Origin of the sequence: Tessaracoccus sp. OH4464_COT-324, assembly GCF_003932855.1 — a bacterium.
Taxonomy (GTDB): Bacteria; Actinomycetota; Actinomycetes; order Propionibacteriales; family Propionibacteriaceae; genus Arachnia.
On record NZ_RQYZ01000002.1, the window covers coordinates 138,010 to 153,285 of the forward strand.

Consider the following 15,276-nt stretch of genomic DNA (forward strand, 5'->3'; position numbering starts at 1 on the left):
GCTCACATGCTAGCTTGGGCGGCATCGTTAGGTTCGTTGGCCCGAAGCCAGCCGTCGCACACCATCCGAAGACCGACGAGCAGCATCGAGGCCCCAGTCACCAGCAGCAGCAGTTCTACGGAGAACCGATCCGCCAGCGGGCCCATCACCGCCATTCCGAGTGGAACCGCCAGGTTAGAGATCATCATGAGGATAGAGCTGACACGCCCCATCAGTTTCTCCTCGACGCTCAGCTGCACCATCGTGATGGCCGGCGTGTTGAGGAAAGGCAGAAATACCCCGGAGACCAGCATGATGGCGGAGTACAGCAGGAAAGTCGTGGGCAGCCCGAGCGCGATCGTCAATCCACCTAGAACCAAAATGGCGGAGGAAACCGTCGTAGTTCGAGACGAACGAGTCCCCCAAAAGCCCACCAGGATCCCGCCCAGGATCATTCCCGCTGAGAAAGCCACCTCAACCACGGTCAGGTGAGTCTCGTCACCACCGAAGGTACGCACCACCTGCAGCGGGGTGAGCAGCGCAACAGGAGCGGCCAAGAAGTTCAGCAAAACGAAGTAGGCCAGGAGTCGTCTGACGAAATGATTTCCGTGGATGTAGCGCACCCCCTCGACAATGTCGCCCAGCGGGTGGCGCCGCCTGGCGTCGGAAGCCCCCTCCGGGGGCGGAGTAGCGAGCGCGAGGAGCAGGATCCCGACCCCGATCAATGCAGTGACGATGTCCACCAGAAGAACCAGGTGTAAGGGCATGATTCCGAGCAGAGCGGCCGCGAGGATCGGGGAGAGCAACGTCATCGCCGCATGGATGGATGCGTTGTATCCGTTGAACCGACCGAGCTGCTTGGCCGGCACGATCTGCGGCAGCAGCGCGGCAACAGCCGGCACCTGCACGCCTTGTCCACAACCTCGAAGCAGCAACGCCGCGAAGAAGACCAGGTAGGAGCCCTGGCCGGCCATCAGCAACAGCAGCAGCAGCACCGTGGTGATCGCCACCAGGGTATCGGCCACCGCAATGAGTTTCCGACGCGAGTACCGGTCAGCGAGCATTCCACCGAATGGCGCGAGCAGCACCATGGGCAGCATGCCAACCAGAGTAGCGACGGTCACCGTCGCTCCCGAACGGGAATCGATCGTGAGGTGCCAAATCAGCGCGAATTGAACCACCTGTGAGCCGATCTGGCTCAACCCCTGGCCGAAGAGAAACCACGAGGCCTGCCGAACCCAGTTGATACCGGTATCCATAGTCACCCGCATAGACTACACTCTGCTAGCTCAAACCTCGCCGCAAGGATCATGCGCCCAACCCGCGTCTGCCGAACCGTGCAGCAGCCTCGACAACTTGCACAGCGAGAGCCGATTGTTGCACGTTCATCGTAGTGAGACCTGAACGGATTTTCCGCTATCGACTCAGCGAAGAGGCTTCAAGGAAAAGGCTTGAAGAACTAGAATGAGTAGACCCCCTAGAACTCAGTCGGAGGACATCATGAGCTCCCCGCAATTCCCGTCGAATCGACCTTGGGAACCGCCCCCCGAGGCTCCGGGAAATCACTCCAATAGCCAGCCAAAGCAGCCCCCTCTCTCGCCAATGCCCACCTCCCGATCTCCCCAGACGGGATGGCCACCGCCTGGGCCGACCCCAACACCTGGAGCACAGCCGTATCCCGACAATCCGTACGCCGCCCAACCGATCCGCGACCAGGACACTGCAAGGCCCACTCCCTACCCACAGCAGATACCTTCACAAGGGCCACCATGGTCCGGAGTGCCCGAAGGATGGACGCCTCCCCCACCCCCGAAACGATCCGGCGGTGGGCTGAAGTGGCTGCTCGTCTTCGGAGGCGTCTTCGTACTCGGAGGATTGGTCGCCACATGGTTCCTGCTGGGTCGAGGGTCTCAAGAGACGCCCAACACACTGCCCAAAGCATCTGTGATCACGTTCCGCGCATCGCCGAGTCCTACTGAGCCCACGAGCCCAACGCCTGAGCCGGTCCCGCCTCCAACGCTCACCGTGACCGGGTTCGGCGATCGCGGCCCGGTGGGGCTAACCAAGGGGGCGCCCCGCATCGTCGAACTCGGCCAGCCCGGCAGCGTAATCGCTGGCTTCGTCGGCGAGAACTACGTCCTGCTCTACGGTCCACCGGCCGGGACCGAGAGCCTTTTTCAGCTGTTCGACGTGCAAACGGAGGATCTGATCTGGGAGGCCAACCTGCCGGTCGCCGGACGGACCACCGTCGTTGCTTCTCCGAGCGCTAAGTTCCTCTACCTGCACTCCTGCAACAGCCCCGCAGCGACCTGCACGGATCTGCTAGTCAGCGCCGCGACAGGCGAGGTTATATCATCAATCGACTCCGCACGTCACTCGGCAGCCATCTTCGACGACAACGACACCCTGTACCGCTTCTCCCCCAGCGATTGGACCATCACCGCGTTCGCCCAGGACGGCAGCCAGCTCTGGCAGCAACCCACCTCCCATTTCGATCTCGCATCCGCCGAGGAGAACCGGGAGACGGTCTTCGCCAGACGCCAAGGCGAATACGTCACCTTGTGTATCGAGCCCGATGTCGAGCACGCCGAGGATGACTGGCTCGCTAAGTACCCCACGTATATGAATGACTTCCGCGGTGCCTGCGCCACCGCCTACAACCTGGGCGACGGCGCGATTCCTGCCTGGTCACCCCCGGTGGGAGCAGACGTCTACCATCACTGGTTCGCCTCCGGAGCAAACTTCTTTGCAGTCTCAAATGAAGAGCAAACCTCCTACTACGACGGTTCCGGCAACGAGCAACACCCCGAGCTGACGGAAAACTCCTGGGTATCCTTCGTCCGCCATCGGTTTGCAGAGTTTCGCAGCGGCGAGGAGCCCGACACCGAGGTCTTCGTCCTCAAGGATCCGTTGACCGGTCAGGACCAGTCACCGGCGATGACGCTGCTGCCCTACGAGGTGCTGATCGCATTCGGCGATTCGGTCGCCGGCTTCAAGATCGAGGAGGGAGCCAGGCTGCGCTCCTTCAACATCGATACGGGCGCGGCGGAGCAAGTCTGGGAACTCCCAGATGACTCCGTGTACATCGCGGGTCAGCAGGTGTTCCTGGTCTGTTCCCCGTCGGATTCCGGGACAAAGGTGAGCGCTTACCAACACCGCCACGACGGTCCGCTGTGGGAGCTGGATGTTCCCGCCAAGTTGTTGGGTCACGGCGAACGCCCGTTCCTGGCCTTCCACTCCGACACCGGAGTCCGACTGCTCGTCGGGGATTAAGACCGGCTTCGGCGGCGCCACGTTGTCGAGTGCTGCCCGGCGTCGGCGGGTTGGGCCCTCAGCAACCGGCTTCTGCACTGGATGTGCTGACCAAGATACCGAGGGCCCTTTTCGCCTGGTTGGAAGCACCTCGGCCCAGCATGGCCTCCGCCACGAGGCGGGCTCAGGTCCCGACGGGCTCCGGCTCACGGGCCGCCAGGCGCCTCAGCGGGCCGTCAACCGCCAGCAACTCCGCGGGTTGACCCGCCTGAACCACCTGGCCGGAGTCCAGGACCACCACCCGGTCCGCCGTGCCCACCTGGCCGATCTTGTGCGTGACCTCGACGATGGTGGCCCTGGGCAGGAAGCCCCGCAGGTTGGCGCGCACGCGTTCCGATAGTGCCGGGTCGAGATGCGAGGTGAACTCGTCGAGCACTAGCACGGCCGGCTGTGTCAGCAGCATGCGGGCGAGGGCAAGGCGCTGCCCCTGGCCTCCGGAGAGGCTGGCGCCGCGTTCGCCAATCATCGTCTCGTAGCCCTCCGGCAGAGCGAGGATGTCTTCGTGTATGCAGGCTGCCTGACATGCCGCTGTGATGTCCTCGTCCGTCGCCTCAGGCGCGGCCAGCTTGAGGTTTTCCCGCACGGTGGCGCGCATCAGATGGGCGCGTTGTTGTACGAGGCCGACTGTGGAGCGCAGCGAGTCGTTGGTCAAATCCCGCACGTCTACGCCCCCGACGAGGACCCGGCCTACCGCGGGATCGTCGAAGCGCAAAGCCAGCTGGGACAGCGTGGTCTTTCCCGAACCGGACACACCCACCAGGCAGGTCCACTCCCCCGCAGCGGCCCGGACGTTTACGTCCCGCAGGGCCGAACGTTGGGCGCTGGGGTAGCGGTAGCTGACGTTCTCCCAGACCACGTCATACTCCTCGCACCGGGGCAACTCCTCGGCGCCTTCCTCCACCAGAACGGGAGCATGCACCGTGCGCCACACACGTTCCACGGAAGCTAGCGATGTGGAAACCGCTGCGGCCAGCTCTTCGACGCCGCGCACCACCTCGGTGAGGCGGATCACGGCCGCGGTGCTGGCCGCCAGCGCGACGAAATCGATGCCGGCGCCGCGGGTCTCCTCCAACCCCACGCACACCATCGCGATCGCCGCGCCCAGCATGAGCCACTGGTTGGCGCCCCTGCGCAGCGCTGCCCACGCGGTCGGCGCCCACGAGTCGCGCACCAAGAGCCTTCCAAAGTCCTGCGCTTCGTCGAGTCGCTCGTCAGCCCGGCCGTACCCGACGACTTCCCGCATGCCCTGCAGCGAGTCGGTAACGTGATGGTTAAGCCTTGCTCTGGTCTCCGCAGAGCGTCTGGCCGCTGCGAGCGACGAGCGCGCCCCCACCCAGGGAGTAATCAGCACCGCGCTCAGCAGGAACGGCGCAGCCCACAGCGCAACCGCCCAGGAGGTGGTGGCGCCGATCGTCAGCAGGACAATAATCGGTACGACCACCGCGCTGACCACGGGGGCAAAGGTGTGCGCGAAGAAGATCTCGATCCGGTCCACATCCTTCGTGGCACGCGTCATCAGATCACCGGAACGCGACGACAGTAGGACCCGCGGGGCCTGTGGAACGAGAGCCCGGAAAATCTCAGCCCGAAGTAGTTCCAGTGCTTTGAAGGCGACGAGGTGGCCCAGGAACTGCTCCGCGTAGCGCAACGCAGCCTTGAGGAGGCAAACCACCACCAGCGCAACGACGATCGTAGTCAGTCGCGGAGAATCTCCGACACCAGCCATCGCCTGCCCCAGCGCCACCACCGAGCCGGCGGCCAGCCCGAAGAGAGTGGCCCCCAACAGCTGATCCAGAACCCGGCACGCTGTGGACAATCCCAGGGGCGCCAGCACCGGTCGGGTGACGCCAAGCACCCAGGCAAACATTTCTCGACGGGTGGGCACGTTCACAGCACCGCTCCTTCCTGAGCGACCGGACGGATCTCCCCATCGACCACTCTCAGCACACGATCCGCTCCGGTCAGCGCGCCGGCGCGATGCGAGATGAGCACCACCGTGCGATCCTCGCCCACTTTCTCAATGGCCGACACGATTTCCGCCTCACTGGCCAGGTCAACCTGACTGGTGGGCTCATCCAACAGCAGTAGCCGTCTGCCGGAAAGCACTGCCCGGGCGAGCGACATCCGCTGCGCCTGACCGCCGGAGAGGCCCATGCCCTGCTCGCCCAACTCGGTATTCAGTCCTGCTGGCATCAGCCGCACTTCCGCCTCCAGGTTGGCCGCAGACAGGGCCGCCCACATCTCATCTTCCGTAGCGTCGGGCTTGGCAATGCGCAGGTTGTCAGCGATGGTTCCGGTGAACAGCCACGTGGACTGGGCCACGAGGGCGCTGCGCTCACGAACCGCGTGCCGACTGGCGCCAGTTAGCGCGACATCGTCAATGACCACGCTGCCCGAGGCAGGAAGTAGGTCCCCCGACAGCGCCGCGAGCAGGGTGGATTTGCCCGCACCCGAGGCGCCAACGATCGCCAGGTGCTCGCCACGCGCGACGGTGAGGTCGACGTCGGACAGCACCGGCTCGTCCCCCCAGCCAAGGCTGGCCCCACGCACTTCGACCACGTTGACGCTGTCGGCTGTGGCCGCGGGGTCGCCCCCGCCCCGTTCTGCGGGTATCCCGAGGATTCGACGCATCGCCCGCTGATTGGCCAGCCCGCCCATTCCGACGTAGAAAAACGCGCCCACCTGGTCCAGGGGCTCCAGCAAAACGTACGCGACGAGGACCAGTGCCAGCGCGTCCCCGACACCGATGGTGCCGGCTTGCAGCCGCAGTAGCGCGGCCACGGTCGCTGCGCTGACGAGAAACAGCGAGAAGAGTGCGTCCGTAACCAGGATGACTACCTGATTTCCCGCCAGAAGCCGCATCACGGCTTGGCGGTTCTCCTCACCCGCAACCCGCAGGCTCGCCTCGGTACGTCGCGCGGCTCGGGCGAGTACGAGCGTGGTCAGGCCCTGGATCGCGTCGAGGTAGCGGGCAGCCAGGTTGGCGCGTTCCTTGCGTGAAGCCGAGGAACTCTTCCGGAAGGCCCGCTGGAAGCCGACGATGAGCAGCGGGATCACCACGACGGCCACGAGGAGCACCAGCGCGGGCACCGGATCAACCGTGACCGCCACGAGGATCAAGACGAGAGCCGGGGCCAGCCCCGAGGCGATCGCTTGGGGCAGGAAGGTCTGGCGGTAGAGCGCCACCCTCTCCGCCCCGTCGGTGAGCGTGGAAACCGTGGCCCCCGTACGCACTTCGGTGGTCCTGGCCGGGCCAAGGGAGATCAGATGGCCGAGGACCCGACGGCGGAGACGCCCCTCTTCGTGCACGGCTTCGGCGCGGGCAACCACCTGGGCGACGAGGTGGGCGAGCGCTGACACGATCGAGCAAATGGTGGCCACGACAAGCTGCCAGTTGGGCGGGTCGCCCGCGATCACGTCGCCGAGCGCCCGGCCCAGTGCGATAAATGTGGCGGCCTGCGTCACGGAGGCGAGGGCCGATAGTGCGAAGACAGCGAGATTTGCTCTTCTTCCGACTTTTGTGCCGATGGGTATCTTCGGCGCCTTCCTGTCGGCCTTTGGCTTCATTTACACTCCTTGCGCATGCGGCTGCGGGACGGGCTGTAGGTTAGCCAAGCCTAACGCCACAAACCCGATGACGCTACATTGCGCAAGCCAGGGATGAGCTTAATCTAGTCCGCCACCCGGGCGGGAAGTGTCTTCGGCAGAAAGCCCGGGCGACGCTCCTCATAGGCGGCGATGTCCTCCTCGTGCTGGAGCGTCATCGAGATGTCGTCCAGGCCCTCAAGCAACCGGTGGCGGGTGAAGTCGTCCAGTTCAAACGGGTGTTCCTGGTCACCTACGCGAATCTGGCGCTCCACCAGGTCGACAGTGATAGGTTCGCCCGGGTGTTCGTCGATGTACTCCCAGATCTCGACAACGACTGTCCCCGGGACGACGGCCACCACCAGCCCGGCCTTGCCCGAGTTGTTGCGGAAGATGTCGCCGAATCGCGAGCCGATCACTGCCTTGAAGCCATAGTCCTGCAACGCCCAGACTGCGTGCTCCCTGGACGACCCGGTCCCGAAGTCCGGCCCCACTACGAGGATGGTCCCCGAGCGGAACGGCTCCTGGTTCAGCACAAAGTCCGGCTCCTGCCGCCAACCCGCGAAGAGCCCGTCGGCGAATCCGGTGCGCGTGATGCGCTTCAGGTACACAGCGGGAATGATCTGGTCCGTGTCCACATTGCTGCGACGCAACGGCACGGGCACGCCAGCGTGTGTTGAAAACTTCTCCATGTTCGCTCCTCACAGGTCCGCAGGCGAAGCTAGCCTGCCCACAACGGCGGTCGCGGCGGCGACGGAGGGCGAGACGAGGTGTGTGCGCCCGCCCTTACCCTGCCTGCCTTCGAAATTGCGGTTGGAGGTCGACGCGGACCGCTCCCCCGGCGCAAGTTGATCCGGATTCATGCCCAAGCACATCGAACAGCCTGCCGCACGCCACTCCGCGCCGAAGTCAAGGAAAACCTTATCCAGCCCCTCGGCTTCGGCCTGGAGGCGAACCCGAGCCGACCCAGGAACCACCAGCATACGCACTTCGTCATGCTTTCTCCTGCCTCGCACCACCTCGGCTGCGAGCCTCAGATCTTCGATTCGCCCATTGGTGCAGGAGCCGAGGAACACCGTATCGACCTTGATATCGCGCATCGGGGTCCCTGGGCGCAGATCCATGTATTCGAGAGCGCGCGCAGCAGTCACGCGCTCGATCTCGGAGCCGAAGTCTTCCGGCGCGGGCACAACGCAGGCCAACGGAACCCCCTGCCCGGGGTTCGTGCCCCAGGTGACGAAGGGGCTGAGCTGGGTTGCATCGATGTCGATCTCCACATCAAACCTGGCGTCCTCGTCCGTGCGCAGGCTTCGCCAGTGCTCGACCGCCGCGTCCCAGGCCTTCCCTGTGGGTGCGTGTGGGCGGCCCTTGAGGTAGGCGAAGGTGGTCTCGTCGGGAGCGATCATGCCTGCCTTGGCGCCCCATTCTATAGACATGTTGCAGATGGTCATCCGCCCTTCCATGCTGAGAGCTTCGATGGTGCTACCGCGATACTCGACGACGTGGCCCTGGCCACCGCCGGTTCCCACCTTGGCGATCAGCGCCAAAACGATGTCTTTTGCGGTGACCCCTGCGGGCAGTTCACCGTTGATGTTCACCGCCATGGATTTGAGCCTCTCCTGGGGCAACGTCTGGGTGGCCAGCACGTGCTCCACTTCACTGGTGCCGATGCCGAAGGCGAGTGCTCCGAACGCCCCGTGCGTGGATGTGTGAGAGTCCCCGCACACGACAGTCATGCCGGGTTGGGTGACTCCAAGCTGCGGCCCGACGACGTGCACGATGCCCTGATCTCGATCTCCGAGAGAGTGCAGCCGGATCCCGAAGTCCGCAGCATTTCGTCGCAACGTCTCAACCTGCTTGCGCGACGTCGGATCCGCGATCGGTTGCAAGATGTCCAGCGTGGGGGTGTTGTGGTCCTCTGTGGCGAGGGTCAGGTCCGGCCGTCGGACCCGCCTGCCCGCCAGCCTGAGCCCTTCGAAGGCCTGTGGGCTGGTCACCTCGTGCACCAGGTGCAGGTCGATGTAGAGCAGGTCGGGCTGCCCCTCATCCCGTCGCACGATGTGCGCATCCCACACCTTTTCGCTCAAGGTCTTTCCCATCGCTCCACCTTCCCGCTCTCCTGCTGGGTCAACGATGCCCGAACCGGGCTCCTCAGACCTTTACAGTCCAGAATATGAACATGTAGTCTCATAATATGGACGATACAAGTGGAGTGGGCGTGCTGGACAAGGCGGCCGCCGTGCTTTCCGCGCTGGAGCACCAGCCGCTGACCTTGGCCGGGCTGGTCACCGCGACGGGGCTTGCACGGCCCACGGCGCATCGGCTGGCAGTTGCACTGGAGTACCACCGGCTGGTGGGCAGGGATCTGCAGGGCAGATTTGTGTTGGGGCCTCGGCTGCTTGAGCTGGCGGACGCGGCCGGCGAGGATCCGCTGCTGTCCACCGCGGGTCCGGTGCTCACCAGGCTACGCGACATCACCGGCGAATCCGCCCAACTGTTCAGGAGGCAGGGGGACATGCGGGTGTGCGTCGCCGCGGTGGAGCGCCCGCAGGGGCTGCGTGACACAGTCCCGCTGGGGGCACAGCTCTCGATGAAGGCAGGATCGGCAGCTCAAGTCCTCCTGGCCTGGGAGGAGCCGGATCGCATCGGCAAGGTCTTGGAAGGCTCAACCTTCACCGAAGCGATGCTGACCACCGTACGCAGGCGGGGCTGGGCCCAGTCGGTTGCCGAGCGCGAGCCGGGCGTGGCGAGCGTCTCCGCTCCAGTGCTTGCGCCCTCCGGCAAGATTCTCGCGGCGGTTTCGTGTTCCGGGCCCATCGAACGCCTGACCCGCTACCCCGGCAGGCTGCATGGCGCAGCAGTGCTGGCCGCTGCGGAACGTCTGAGCGAAGTGCTGAGGCGAAGCGGGACCACCGACTGACCCGATTAACAACAAACAGGAAAGCCCCGGGACACCACTTGGTATCCCGGGGCTCCTCAGAGTAGCCCCGACGGGATTTGAACCCGCGCTACCGCCTTGAGAGGGCGGCGTGCTAGGCCGCTACACAACGGGGCCATTCACTTGTTAGGGTAGAGGATCACTCCTCCGCAGGGGTACCTGGACTCGAACCAAGACTAACTGAACCAGAATCAGTCGGGCTGCCAATTACCCCATACCCCTATGGTTTTTGGTGCGGTTGGCACGTCGTGGAACTCTACACGAGAGCCGCACGGAATGCAAAATCAGCCACCAGCAGGCCAGCAAACCTCCGGCCACCAGGCAATTCGCCCGCCCGAGCGGACACCTCGGAAAGTGACCCCCTTCGCCGAGCGCCCGGTTCCGTCCCGGACGCCTCGCCTCCGCCCATCTACCCGTCGCATCACCTGGCCCATCAGCCGCAGCCCGACCGGCGAGGGCAGCGGCGCCAGACAGATATCGGCGCGAGCCGAGGGCACATCGATCACGAATCCGAAGAAGCCCGCCCCGATCGACATGAAAGGCCCACACCAGCTGGCCAGCGTCCAGCACAGAGGATGGTCGCAGAGGCCCTCCCCCGAGGTCACTTCGGCACCGGATCCGACGGGCGGGAAGCGCCATAGCCGAGACAGGGTTAAAGACTGTCAGGATAATGCTGCTGCCCTCGCTTTCCTCGGGCGTCCCCACAGACAACGCTCAACTATTCTGATTACTCACGACCGACCATGTGACCAGAAAAAGTTTCCCCAACATTCCCCTCCGAAAACAGCACTTTTGGCCCAAGAACATCGAGCAAAACCACAATGAGACTTCGCAAAAACGCTGCACCTCGGCGCGACTTGAAGCCGACCCGGCTGACCGTAGAAAGGCGCAGCACACCCATCGCTTCACCCAGACGACGAACAGCCGCAGAATACACAGCCCGCAAGCGGCCTCACCTTCCCAAGCAGGCTGCCTGCCGCTAGCCTCGACGAAGGGGCGGGCTGACCGTCGCCAGGCGCATCCGCCGCGCGATCAGCCAAGCGAGCAACGCGTACAATGCAAAAGCCAGAATGTCCCACCCCGCTTTGCCCCAACCAATTTCGGTCACCGCTCTGGCTTCGGCCACGCTGGTGGTAAAAATTGCGTAGCCGAATGCCCCGAGGTTATTCACAATGTGTGCGGCGATACCGGCCTCCAGACCACCAGTGATGTAGACCATGGTGCCTGCTATCAGCCCGAAGACCAGTCGATGCGTGAACAGGGCCGGGTTCTGCACACCGTGCAGCAGAGCGAAAACCACCGACGAACCAACGATCCCCACCCAGATCCGTCCGGAGACCGAGCCCATCACTGCGAGCAGATAGCCACGGAAGAAGACCTCTTCGGCCAGGGCCTGCAACGGGGAAGCCAACAAAACCGCAACAATGAACCACCTCGCTCCGGGCTGGCCCGAGTTGAAGACCGGTACCCCCTGCCAGGAGAAACTGATCCACAACATGCCGTGCAGCACCACGGCAGCCAGCACGAACACAGCCAACAGGTAGCGCCAACGCATCCCCGGCTGAACGGAGAAGATCCAGCGCGCCAATCTGCCATGCACTGCGCGGGTGATGCCCAGCACCACGAGGGTGAGGCTTGCCAACGCCAGGTGACCGGCCAGTAGGCCCTCCGGCAGGTGATAGGCCCGGGCGAGATGCAGATAGGCGTCGAAATCGCTGCGCCCCCGAAACCAAAAGAAGAGGCGTAGCACCAGATTGGAGACCAGCGGCAACACCAGTACGAAACCCGAGGCGGCGAGCAGCAGGCCGAACGTTCCCTCGACGAGCGTCAACGGCCTGAGCGAGAGCGGGTAGGGCTGCTCGGGATCGGGTTTCGTCGGGGCTCCGCGATGCAGCAGAACAACCATCATGACCCCACGACTGGGTTCGTCAGTTCGCCTAGCCCCTCAATCGCCACCGACACCACGTCGCCGTCGTCGAGGGCGCTAACCCCCGCAGGGGTACCGGTCAAGATGACGTCGCCAGGCAGCAGCGTGCAGGCCTTGGTCACCTCCACGACGATGTCGGCGATGCCGTGGATCAGCTCCCGAGTGTTTCCGTCCTGCCGCAACTCGTCGCCCACTCGGGTCTGGATGTTCAGCCGGGAGGCCTCCTCGATTGACCAGTGTGTGTTGATCCACGGGCCTAGCGGCAGGAAGGTATCCGCGCCCTTAGCGCGCCACCACTGGCCGTCAGATTTTTGCCAGTCACGGGCGGTGATGTCGTTCGCAATCGTGTAGCCGAAAATCACGTCCGCCGCTCGTTCGGCGGGCACCTCCTTGCAGAATCGGCCGATCACGATGGCCAGCTCGCCTTCCAAGTGCAGCTCCCGCACTCCTGCGGGACGCACTATGGCTTCGCCCGGCCCAATAACGCACGTATTCGGCTTGAGGAAGACCAGAAGGCTCGACGGTTTCTCGCCACCCATCTCAGCCAGATGCCCGGGATAATTCCGGCCAACACCCACCACTTTGCTGCGGGGAATCACCGGAGCCAGCAGCCGGACCTCGTCGAGGTCGAAGCGCTCGCCCGTGTAGTTCACAGGCACCCCGGCCAGTGGGTCGGCGGAGATAACCGAGATCGTGTCCGGGTGTTCTCCCGCGTCCACTGCCAACTCGATAATTCCGTAGGCCGGAGACATTCCATCCTTGACAAAACGTGCAATACGCATGGCCAAAGCCTAGCCGCGCTCCGGGCCCGACAACCGCAGCCGGAGACAACTTGTCGCGACATCATCTTGTGCGGCGAAACAGCGCCGCGCCTTGGCCGTCCGCTGGCTAGTGTGGTTCTATGACACGCAAGAACATCGCAGTGATCGCCGGCGACGGCATCGGCCCCGAGGTGACCCGCGAGGCGCTCAAAGTGCTCGACGCGGTGGCGCCGGGAAAGTTCGAGTTCCTACCCTACGACCTGGGCGCTGAACGTTGGCAACGAACCGGCGAGGTGCTACCCGATAGCGTGCTGGCAGAACTCAAGACCGCCGATGCAATCATTCTGGGCGCGGTCGGGGCAGCACCCGGTTCCAAGACGATCCCCTCTGGGCTGCTAGAACGCGGTCTCCTGCTCAGGCTGCGTTTCGAGTTGGATCACGGCATCAACCTTCGCCCGGCAAAGCTCTACCGAGGAGTGGCTACCCCGCTGGCTCCAGAAGTTGTCGAGGACCGCAGCGTGGACTTCGTCGTCGTGCGCGAGGGGACGGAGGGCCTGTACTGCGGCAACGGTGGTGCAGTGCGCGTGGGGTCGCAACAGGAAATTGCCACCGAGGTGAGTGTCAATACCGCTTTCGGCGTGGAGCGCGTCGTTCGCGACGCGTATCAGCGGGCTCGGCGACGTCGCGGAAAGCTCACGCTGCTGCACAAGCACAACGTGTTGGTCAACGCGGGAGCGCTGTGGAACAGGGTGCTGCGGGAAGTCGGAGAGGAGTTCCCCGATATCGAAACGAGTTATCTGCACATTGACGCGGCGATGATCAAGATGGTGGTGGATCCGGCAGCGTTCGACGTCATCGTCACGGACAACCTCTTTGGCGACATCATCACCGACCTCGCCGCCGCCATCACTGGCGGCATCGGTCTAGCGGCTTCCGCAAATATCAACCCAACAGGCGTGTTTCCGAGCATGTTCGAGCCCGTCCACGGCTCTGCTCCCGATATCGCGGGCAAGGGCATAGCCGACCCTACCGCCGCCATCTCCTCGATGAGCCTGTTGCTAGATCACCTCGGTCAACCCGAACTCGCAGCCCGGATCGATGCCGCGGTTGCGGTGGACGTCGCCGAACGCAGTGCACCGACCAGCACGGCTGCGGTGGGAGATCGGATCGCTGCCGCAGTGTGCTGAATGAAATTCTGGGGTGGGGAGCCAACGCCTCCCACCCCAGAATCAATCAAGCCGGGCGCTCAACCCTGTTCTGAGTCCTCCGCAACGATGGTCCCTCCAGCCTTTGCGGTGCGCTTGCGCAGCACGTCGAGCAGATCGATGCCGGTGGTGTTCTTCATCATTTCCACGGTCTGCAGCACGTTGTCATTAACGGTACGCGGCAGGCTCGACACGCCGTCGCTTGAGACGACAGTCAGCTTGTCGATGGCGCTGATCGGAGCGGCCACCTTCTCCGCGACCTGGGGTAGCACCTCGACGAGCATCTGGAGCACAGCTGCCTCGTTGTAACGCGAGAACGCGTCCGCGCGCTTGTCCATCGCCTCAGCCTCTGCCGCACCGATGGCCGCGATAGCGGCAGCCTTGGCCTCGCCCTCGGCACGAGTCGCCTCCGCTTCAGCAACACGACGTGACTTCTCCGCCTCACCGCGCTTGGCGCCTTCGAAGGCGTGCGCATTGGCGAGCGCCTCGCGGCGAGACTGCTCACCCTCACCGGAGAGCCGCTGCCGTTCGGCGTCTGCCTGGGCCTCGGCAATCGCCGCCGCCTTGCGGGCCTCCGCCTCGTAGATCGCGGCCTGGCGACGCGCCTGTGCCTCCGTCTCGATCTCGTAGCGCTTCGCGTCTGCCGGCTTGCGAACCTCGGTGTCCAGCTGACGCTCCTTCAGCGCGGCCTGCCGGACGGCCACCTTCTCCTGCTCCAGCAGAATGGCCTGATCACGGTCAGCCTGGGCCAGCGGGCCGGAAGCTGCGGCCTGAGCACGCGCCGCGTCAGTCTCTGCCTGAATCTCGGCTTCCTTCAGCACCAGGGCCCGCTCGGCGATGGCGATCTCCTGCGATGCCGCGATGCGCGCCTGCTCTGCCTCCCTACGGGCTTCCGCCTCAGCGACGGCGGCGAGCTGACCCACGCGGGCCGACTCCGGACGGCCAAGGTCCGAAAGGTAGGTTCCGTCGTCGGTGATGTCCTGGATTTGGAAGGTGTCGAGCACCAGTCCCTGACCGGTCAGCGATGCTTCCGACTCGTCGGCGACGCGCTGGGCAAACGCCGCACGATCACGGATGATCTGCTCCACGGTGAGCGAACCGACAATGGAGCGCAGCGAACCCGCCAGGGTTTCCTGCGTGAACGTCTCGACCTCTTCCTGCTGCATCAGGAAGCGCTGCGCCGCAGCTCGGATGGAGTCCTCGTTGCCGCCCACCTTAACGATCGCGACACCGTCGACGTTGAGCTTGATACCCTGGCCGGAAACTGCATTGCGGATCGTGACCATGATGCGCCTCGAGGAAAGGTCGAGAACATGCAGGCGCTGAATGAACGGGATGACGAACACGCCGCCGCCCATGACCACCTTCTGACCCGAAAGGTCAGTAGAGACCAGTCCCGTCTCGGGATTGGTCACCGCCTTACCCTTGGAACCCGTGATGATGTACGCCTCGTTGGGACGCGCCACTTTGTAGCGGCTAGCAATGAGCCAGACGACCAGGACTATCAGCAGCAAAACGCCGCCAATGCCAAGAACGATTGGAGGGAATTCCGGCACGCCTATTCCTTTC

At 64.2% G+C, this 15,276-nt stretch carries 11 protein-coding genes and 2 tRNA genes; 3 read left to right on the forward strand and 10 right to left on the reverse strand.

Translation table 11 applies throughout. The features are described 5' to 3' along the window. Positions 1 to 2 precede the first annotated feature (2 nt). On the reverse strand, positions 3 to 1,238 hold the full coding sequence (locus tag EII42_RS02610; RefSeq protein ID WP_233558252.1) for an MFS transporter: 1,236 nt from the start codon (positions 1,236 to 1,238) through the stop codon (positions 3 to 5). Between the two features lie 766 nt (positions 1,239 to 2,004). Here EII42_RS02610 and EII42_RS02615 point away from each other — a divergent pair. Further along, on the forward strand, positions 2,005 to 3,252 hold the full coding sequence (locus EII42_RS02615; protein ID WP_125170560.1) for a hypothetical protein: 1,248 nt from the start codon (positions 2,005 to 2,007) through the stop codon (positions 3,250 to 3,252). Positions 3,253 to 3,415: 163 nt separating this feature from the next. On the opposite strand, the gene EII42_RS02620 is transcribed toward EII42_RS02615, so the two are convergent. The 4 genes from EII42_RS02620 to leuC all read right to left on the reverse strand — a co-directional run bounded on the left by EII42_RS02620 (position 3,416) and on the right by leuC (position 8,975). Continuing rightward, positions 3,416 to 5,182 carry an amino acid ABC transporter ATP-binding/permease protein gene (locus tag EII42_RS02620; protein WP_199729777.1) on the reverse strand — a complete coding sequence of 589 codons (1,767 nt, stop codon included), beginning with the start codon at positions 5,180 to 5,182 and terminating at the stop codon, positions 3,416 to 3,418. After that, positions 5,179 to 6,858 carry an ABC transporter ATP-binding protein/permease gene (locus EII42_RS02625; RefSeq protein WP_125170561.1) on the reverse strand — a complete coding sequence of 560 codons (1,680 nt, stop codon included), beginning with the start codon at positions 6,856 to 6,858 and terminating at the stop codon, positions 5,179 to 5,181. The genes EII42_RS02620 and EII42_RS02625 overlap by 4 nt, the downstream gene beginning before the upstream one ends. 104 nt (positions 6,859 to 6,962) lie before the next feature. Then, positions 6,963 to 7,568, reverse strand: coding sequence for a 3-isopropylmalate dehydratase small subunit (gene leuD, locus EII42_RS02630; RefSeq protein ID WP_125170562.1), 606 nt, complete (start codon positions 7,566 to 7,568; stop codon positions 6,963 to 6,965). A gap of 9 nt (positions 7,569 to 7,577) precedes the next feature. Beyond that, a complete protein-coding gene (gene leuC / locus EII42_RS02635) occupies positions 7,578 to 8,975 on the reverse strand; it encodes a 3-isopropylmalate dehydratase large subunit (protein ID WP_125170563.1) in 1,398 nt (465 codons plus the stop codon). Between the two features lie 95 nt (positions 8,976 to 9,070). Here leuC and EII42_RS02640 point away from each other — a divergent pair, with 95 nt between their 5' ends. Then, on the forward strand, positions 9,071 to 9,796 hold the full coding sequence (locus tag EII42_RS02640; protein WP_125170564.1) for an IclR family transcriptional regulator: 726 nt from the start codon (positions 9,071 to 9,073) through the stop codon (positions 9,794 to 9,796). 62 nt (positions 9,797 to 9,858) lie between these two features. Here EII42_RS02640 and EII42_RS02645 read toward each other — a convergent pair. From EII42_RS02645 to EII42_RS02660, 4 genes are all read right to left on the reverse strand, one after another. Further along, positions 9,859 to 9,931, reverse strand: a tRNA-Glu gene (locus EII42_RS02645). A 33-nt stretch (positions 9,932 to 9,964) separates the two neighbouring features. After that, a tRNA-Gln gene (locus EII42_RS02650) sits at positions 9,965 to 10,036 on the reverse strand. Between the two features lie 757 nt (positions 10,037 to 10,793). Continuing rightward, positions 10,794 to 11,723 carry a CPBP family intramembrane glutamic endopeptidase gene (locus tag EII42_RS02655; protein ID WP_125170565.1) on the reverse strand — a complete coding sequence of 310 codons (930 nt, stop codon included), beginning with the start codon at positions 11,721 to 11,723 and terminating at the stop codon, positions 10,794 to 10,796. Further along, positions 11,720 to 12,523 carry a fumarylacetoacetate hydrolase family protein gene (locus EII42_RS02660; protein ID WP_125170566.1) on the reverse strand — a complete coding sequence of 268 codons (804 nt, stop codon included), beginning with the start codon at positions 12,521 to 12,523 and terminating at the stop codon, positions 11,720 to 11,722. The genes EII42_RS02655 and EII42_RS02660 overlap by 4 nt, the downstream gene beginning before the upstream one ends. A 119-nt stretch (positions 12,524 to 12,642) precedes the next feature. On the opposite strand from EII42_RS02660, the gene EII42_RS02665 reads away from it, so the two are divergent. Then, positions 12,643 to 13,689, forward strand: a complete 1,047-nt coding sequence (locus EII42_RS02665; RefSeq protein WP_125170567.1) for a 3-isopropylmalate dehydrogenase — start codon at positions 12,643 to 12,645, stop codon at positions 13,687 to 13,689. Between the two features lie 59 nt (positions 13,690 to 13,748). On the opposite strand, the gene EII42_RS02670 is transcribed toward EII42_RS02665, so the two are convergent. After that, positions 13,749 to 15,263: a flotillin family protein gene (locus EII42_RS02670; RefSeq protein ID WP_199729778.1), complete on the reverse strand. Its 1,515-nt coding sequence runs from the start codon at positions 15,261 to 15,263 to the stop codon at positions 13,749 to 13,751. Between the last annotated feature and the right edge of the window lie 13 nt (positions 15,264 to 15,276).

Bases quoted from the DNA above. Each gene is read 5' to 3' on its own strand.
- EII42_RS02665 (WP_125170567.1), top strand. From the start codon at position 12,643: ATGACACGCAAGAACATCGCAGTGATCGCCGGCGACGGCATCGGCCCC.
- EII42_RS02660 (WP_125170566.1), bottom strand. From the start codon at position 12,523: ATGCGTATTGCACGTTTTGTCAAGGATGGAATGTCTCCGGCCTACGGA.
- EII42_RS02655 (WP_125170565.1), bottom strand. From the start codon at position 11,723: ATGATGGTTGTTCTGCTGCATCGCGGAGCCCCGACGAAACCCGATCCC.
- EII42_RS02625 (WP_125170561.1), bottom strand. From the start codon at position 6,858: ATGAAGCCAAAGGCCGACAGGAAGGCGCCGAAGATACCCATCGGCACA.
- EII42_RS02640 (WP_125170564.1), top strand. From the start codon at position 9,071: ATGGACGATACAAGTGGAGTGGGCGTGCTGGACAAGGCGGCCGCCGTG.
- EII42_RS02610 (WP_233558252.1), bottom strand. From the start codon at position 1,238: ATGGATACCGGTATCAACTGGGTTCGGCAGGCCTCGTGGTTTCTCTTC.
- leuC (WP_125170563.1), bottom strand. From the start codon at position 8,975: ATGGGAAAGACCTTGAGCGAAAAGGTGTGGGATGCGCACATCGTGCGA.
- leuD (WP_125170562.1), bottom strand. From the start codon at position 7,568: ATGGAGAAGTTTTCAACACACGCTGGCGTGCCCGTGCCGTTGCGTCGC.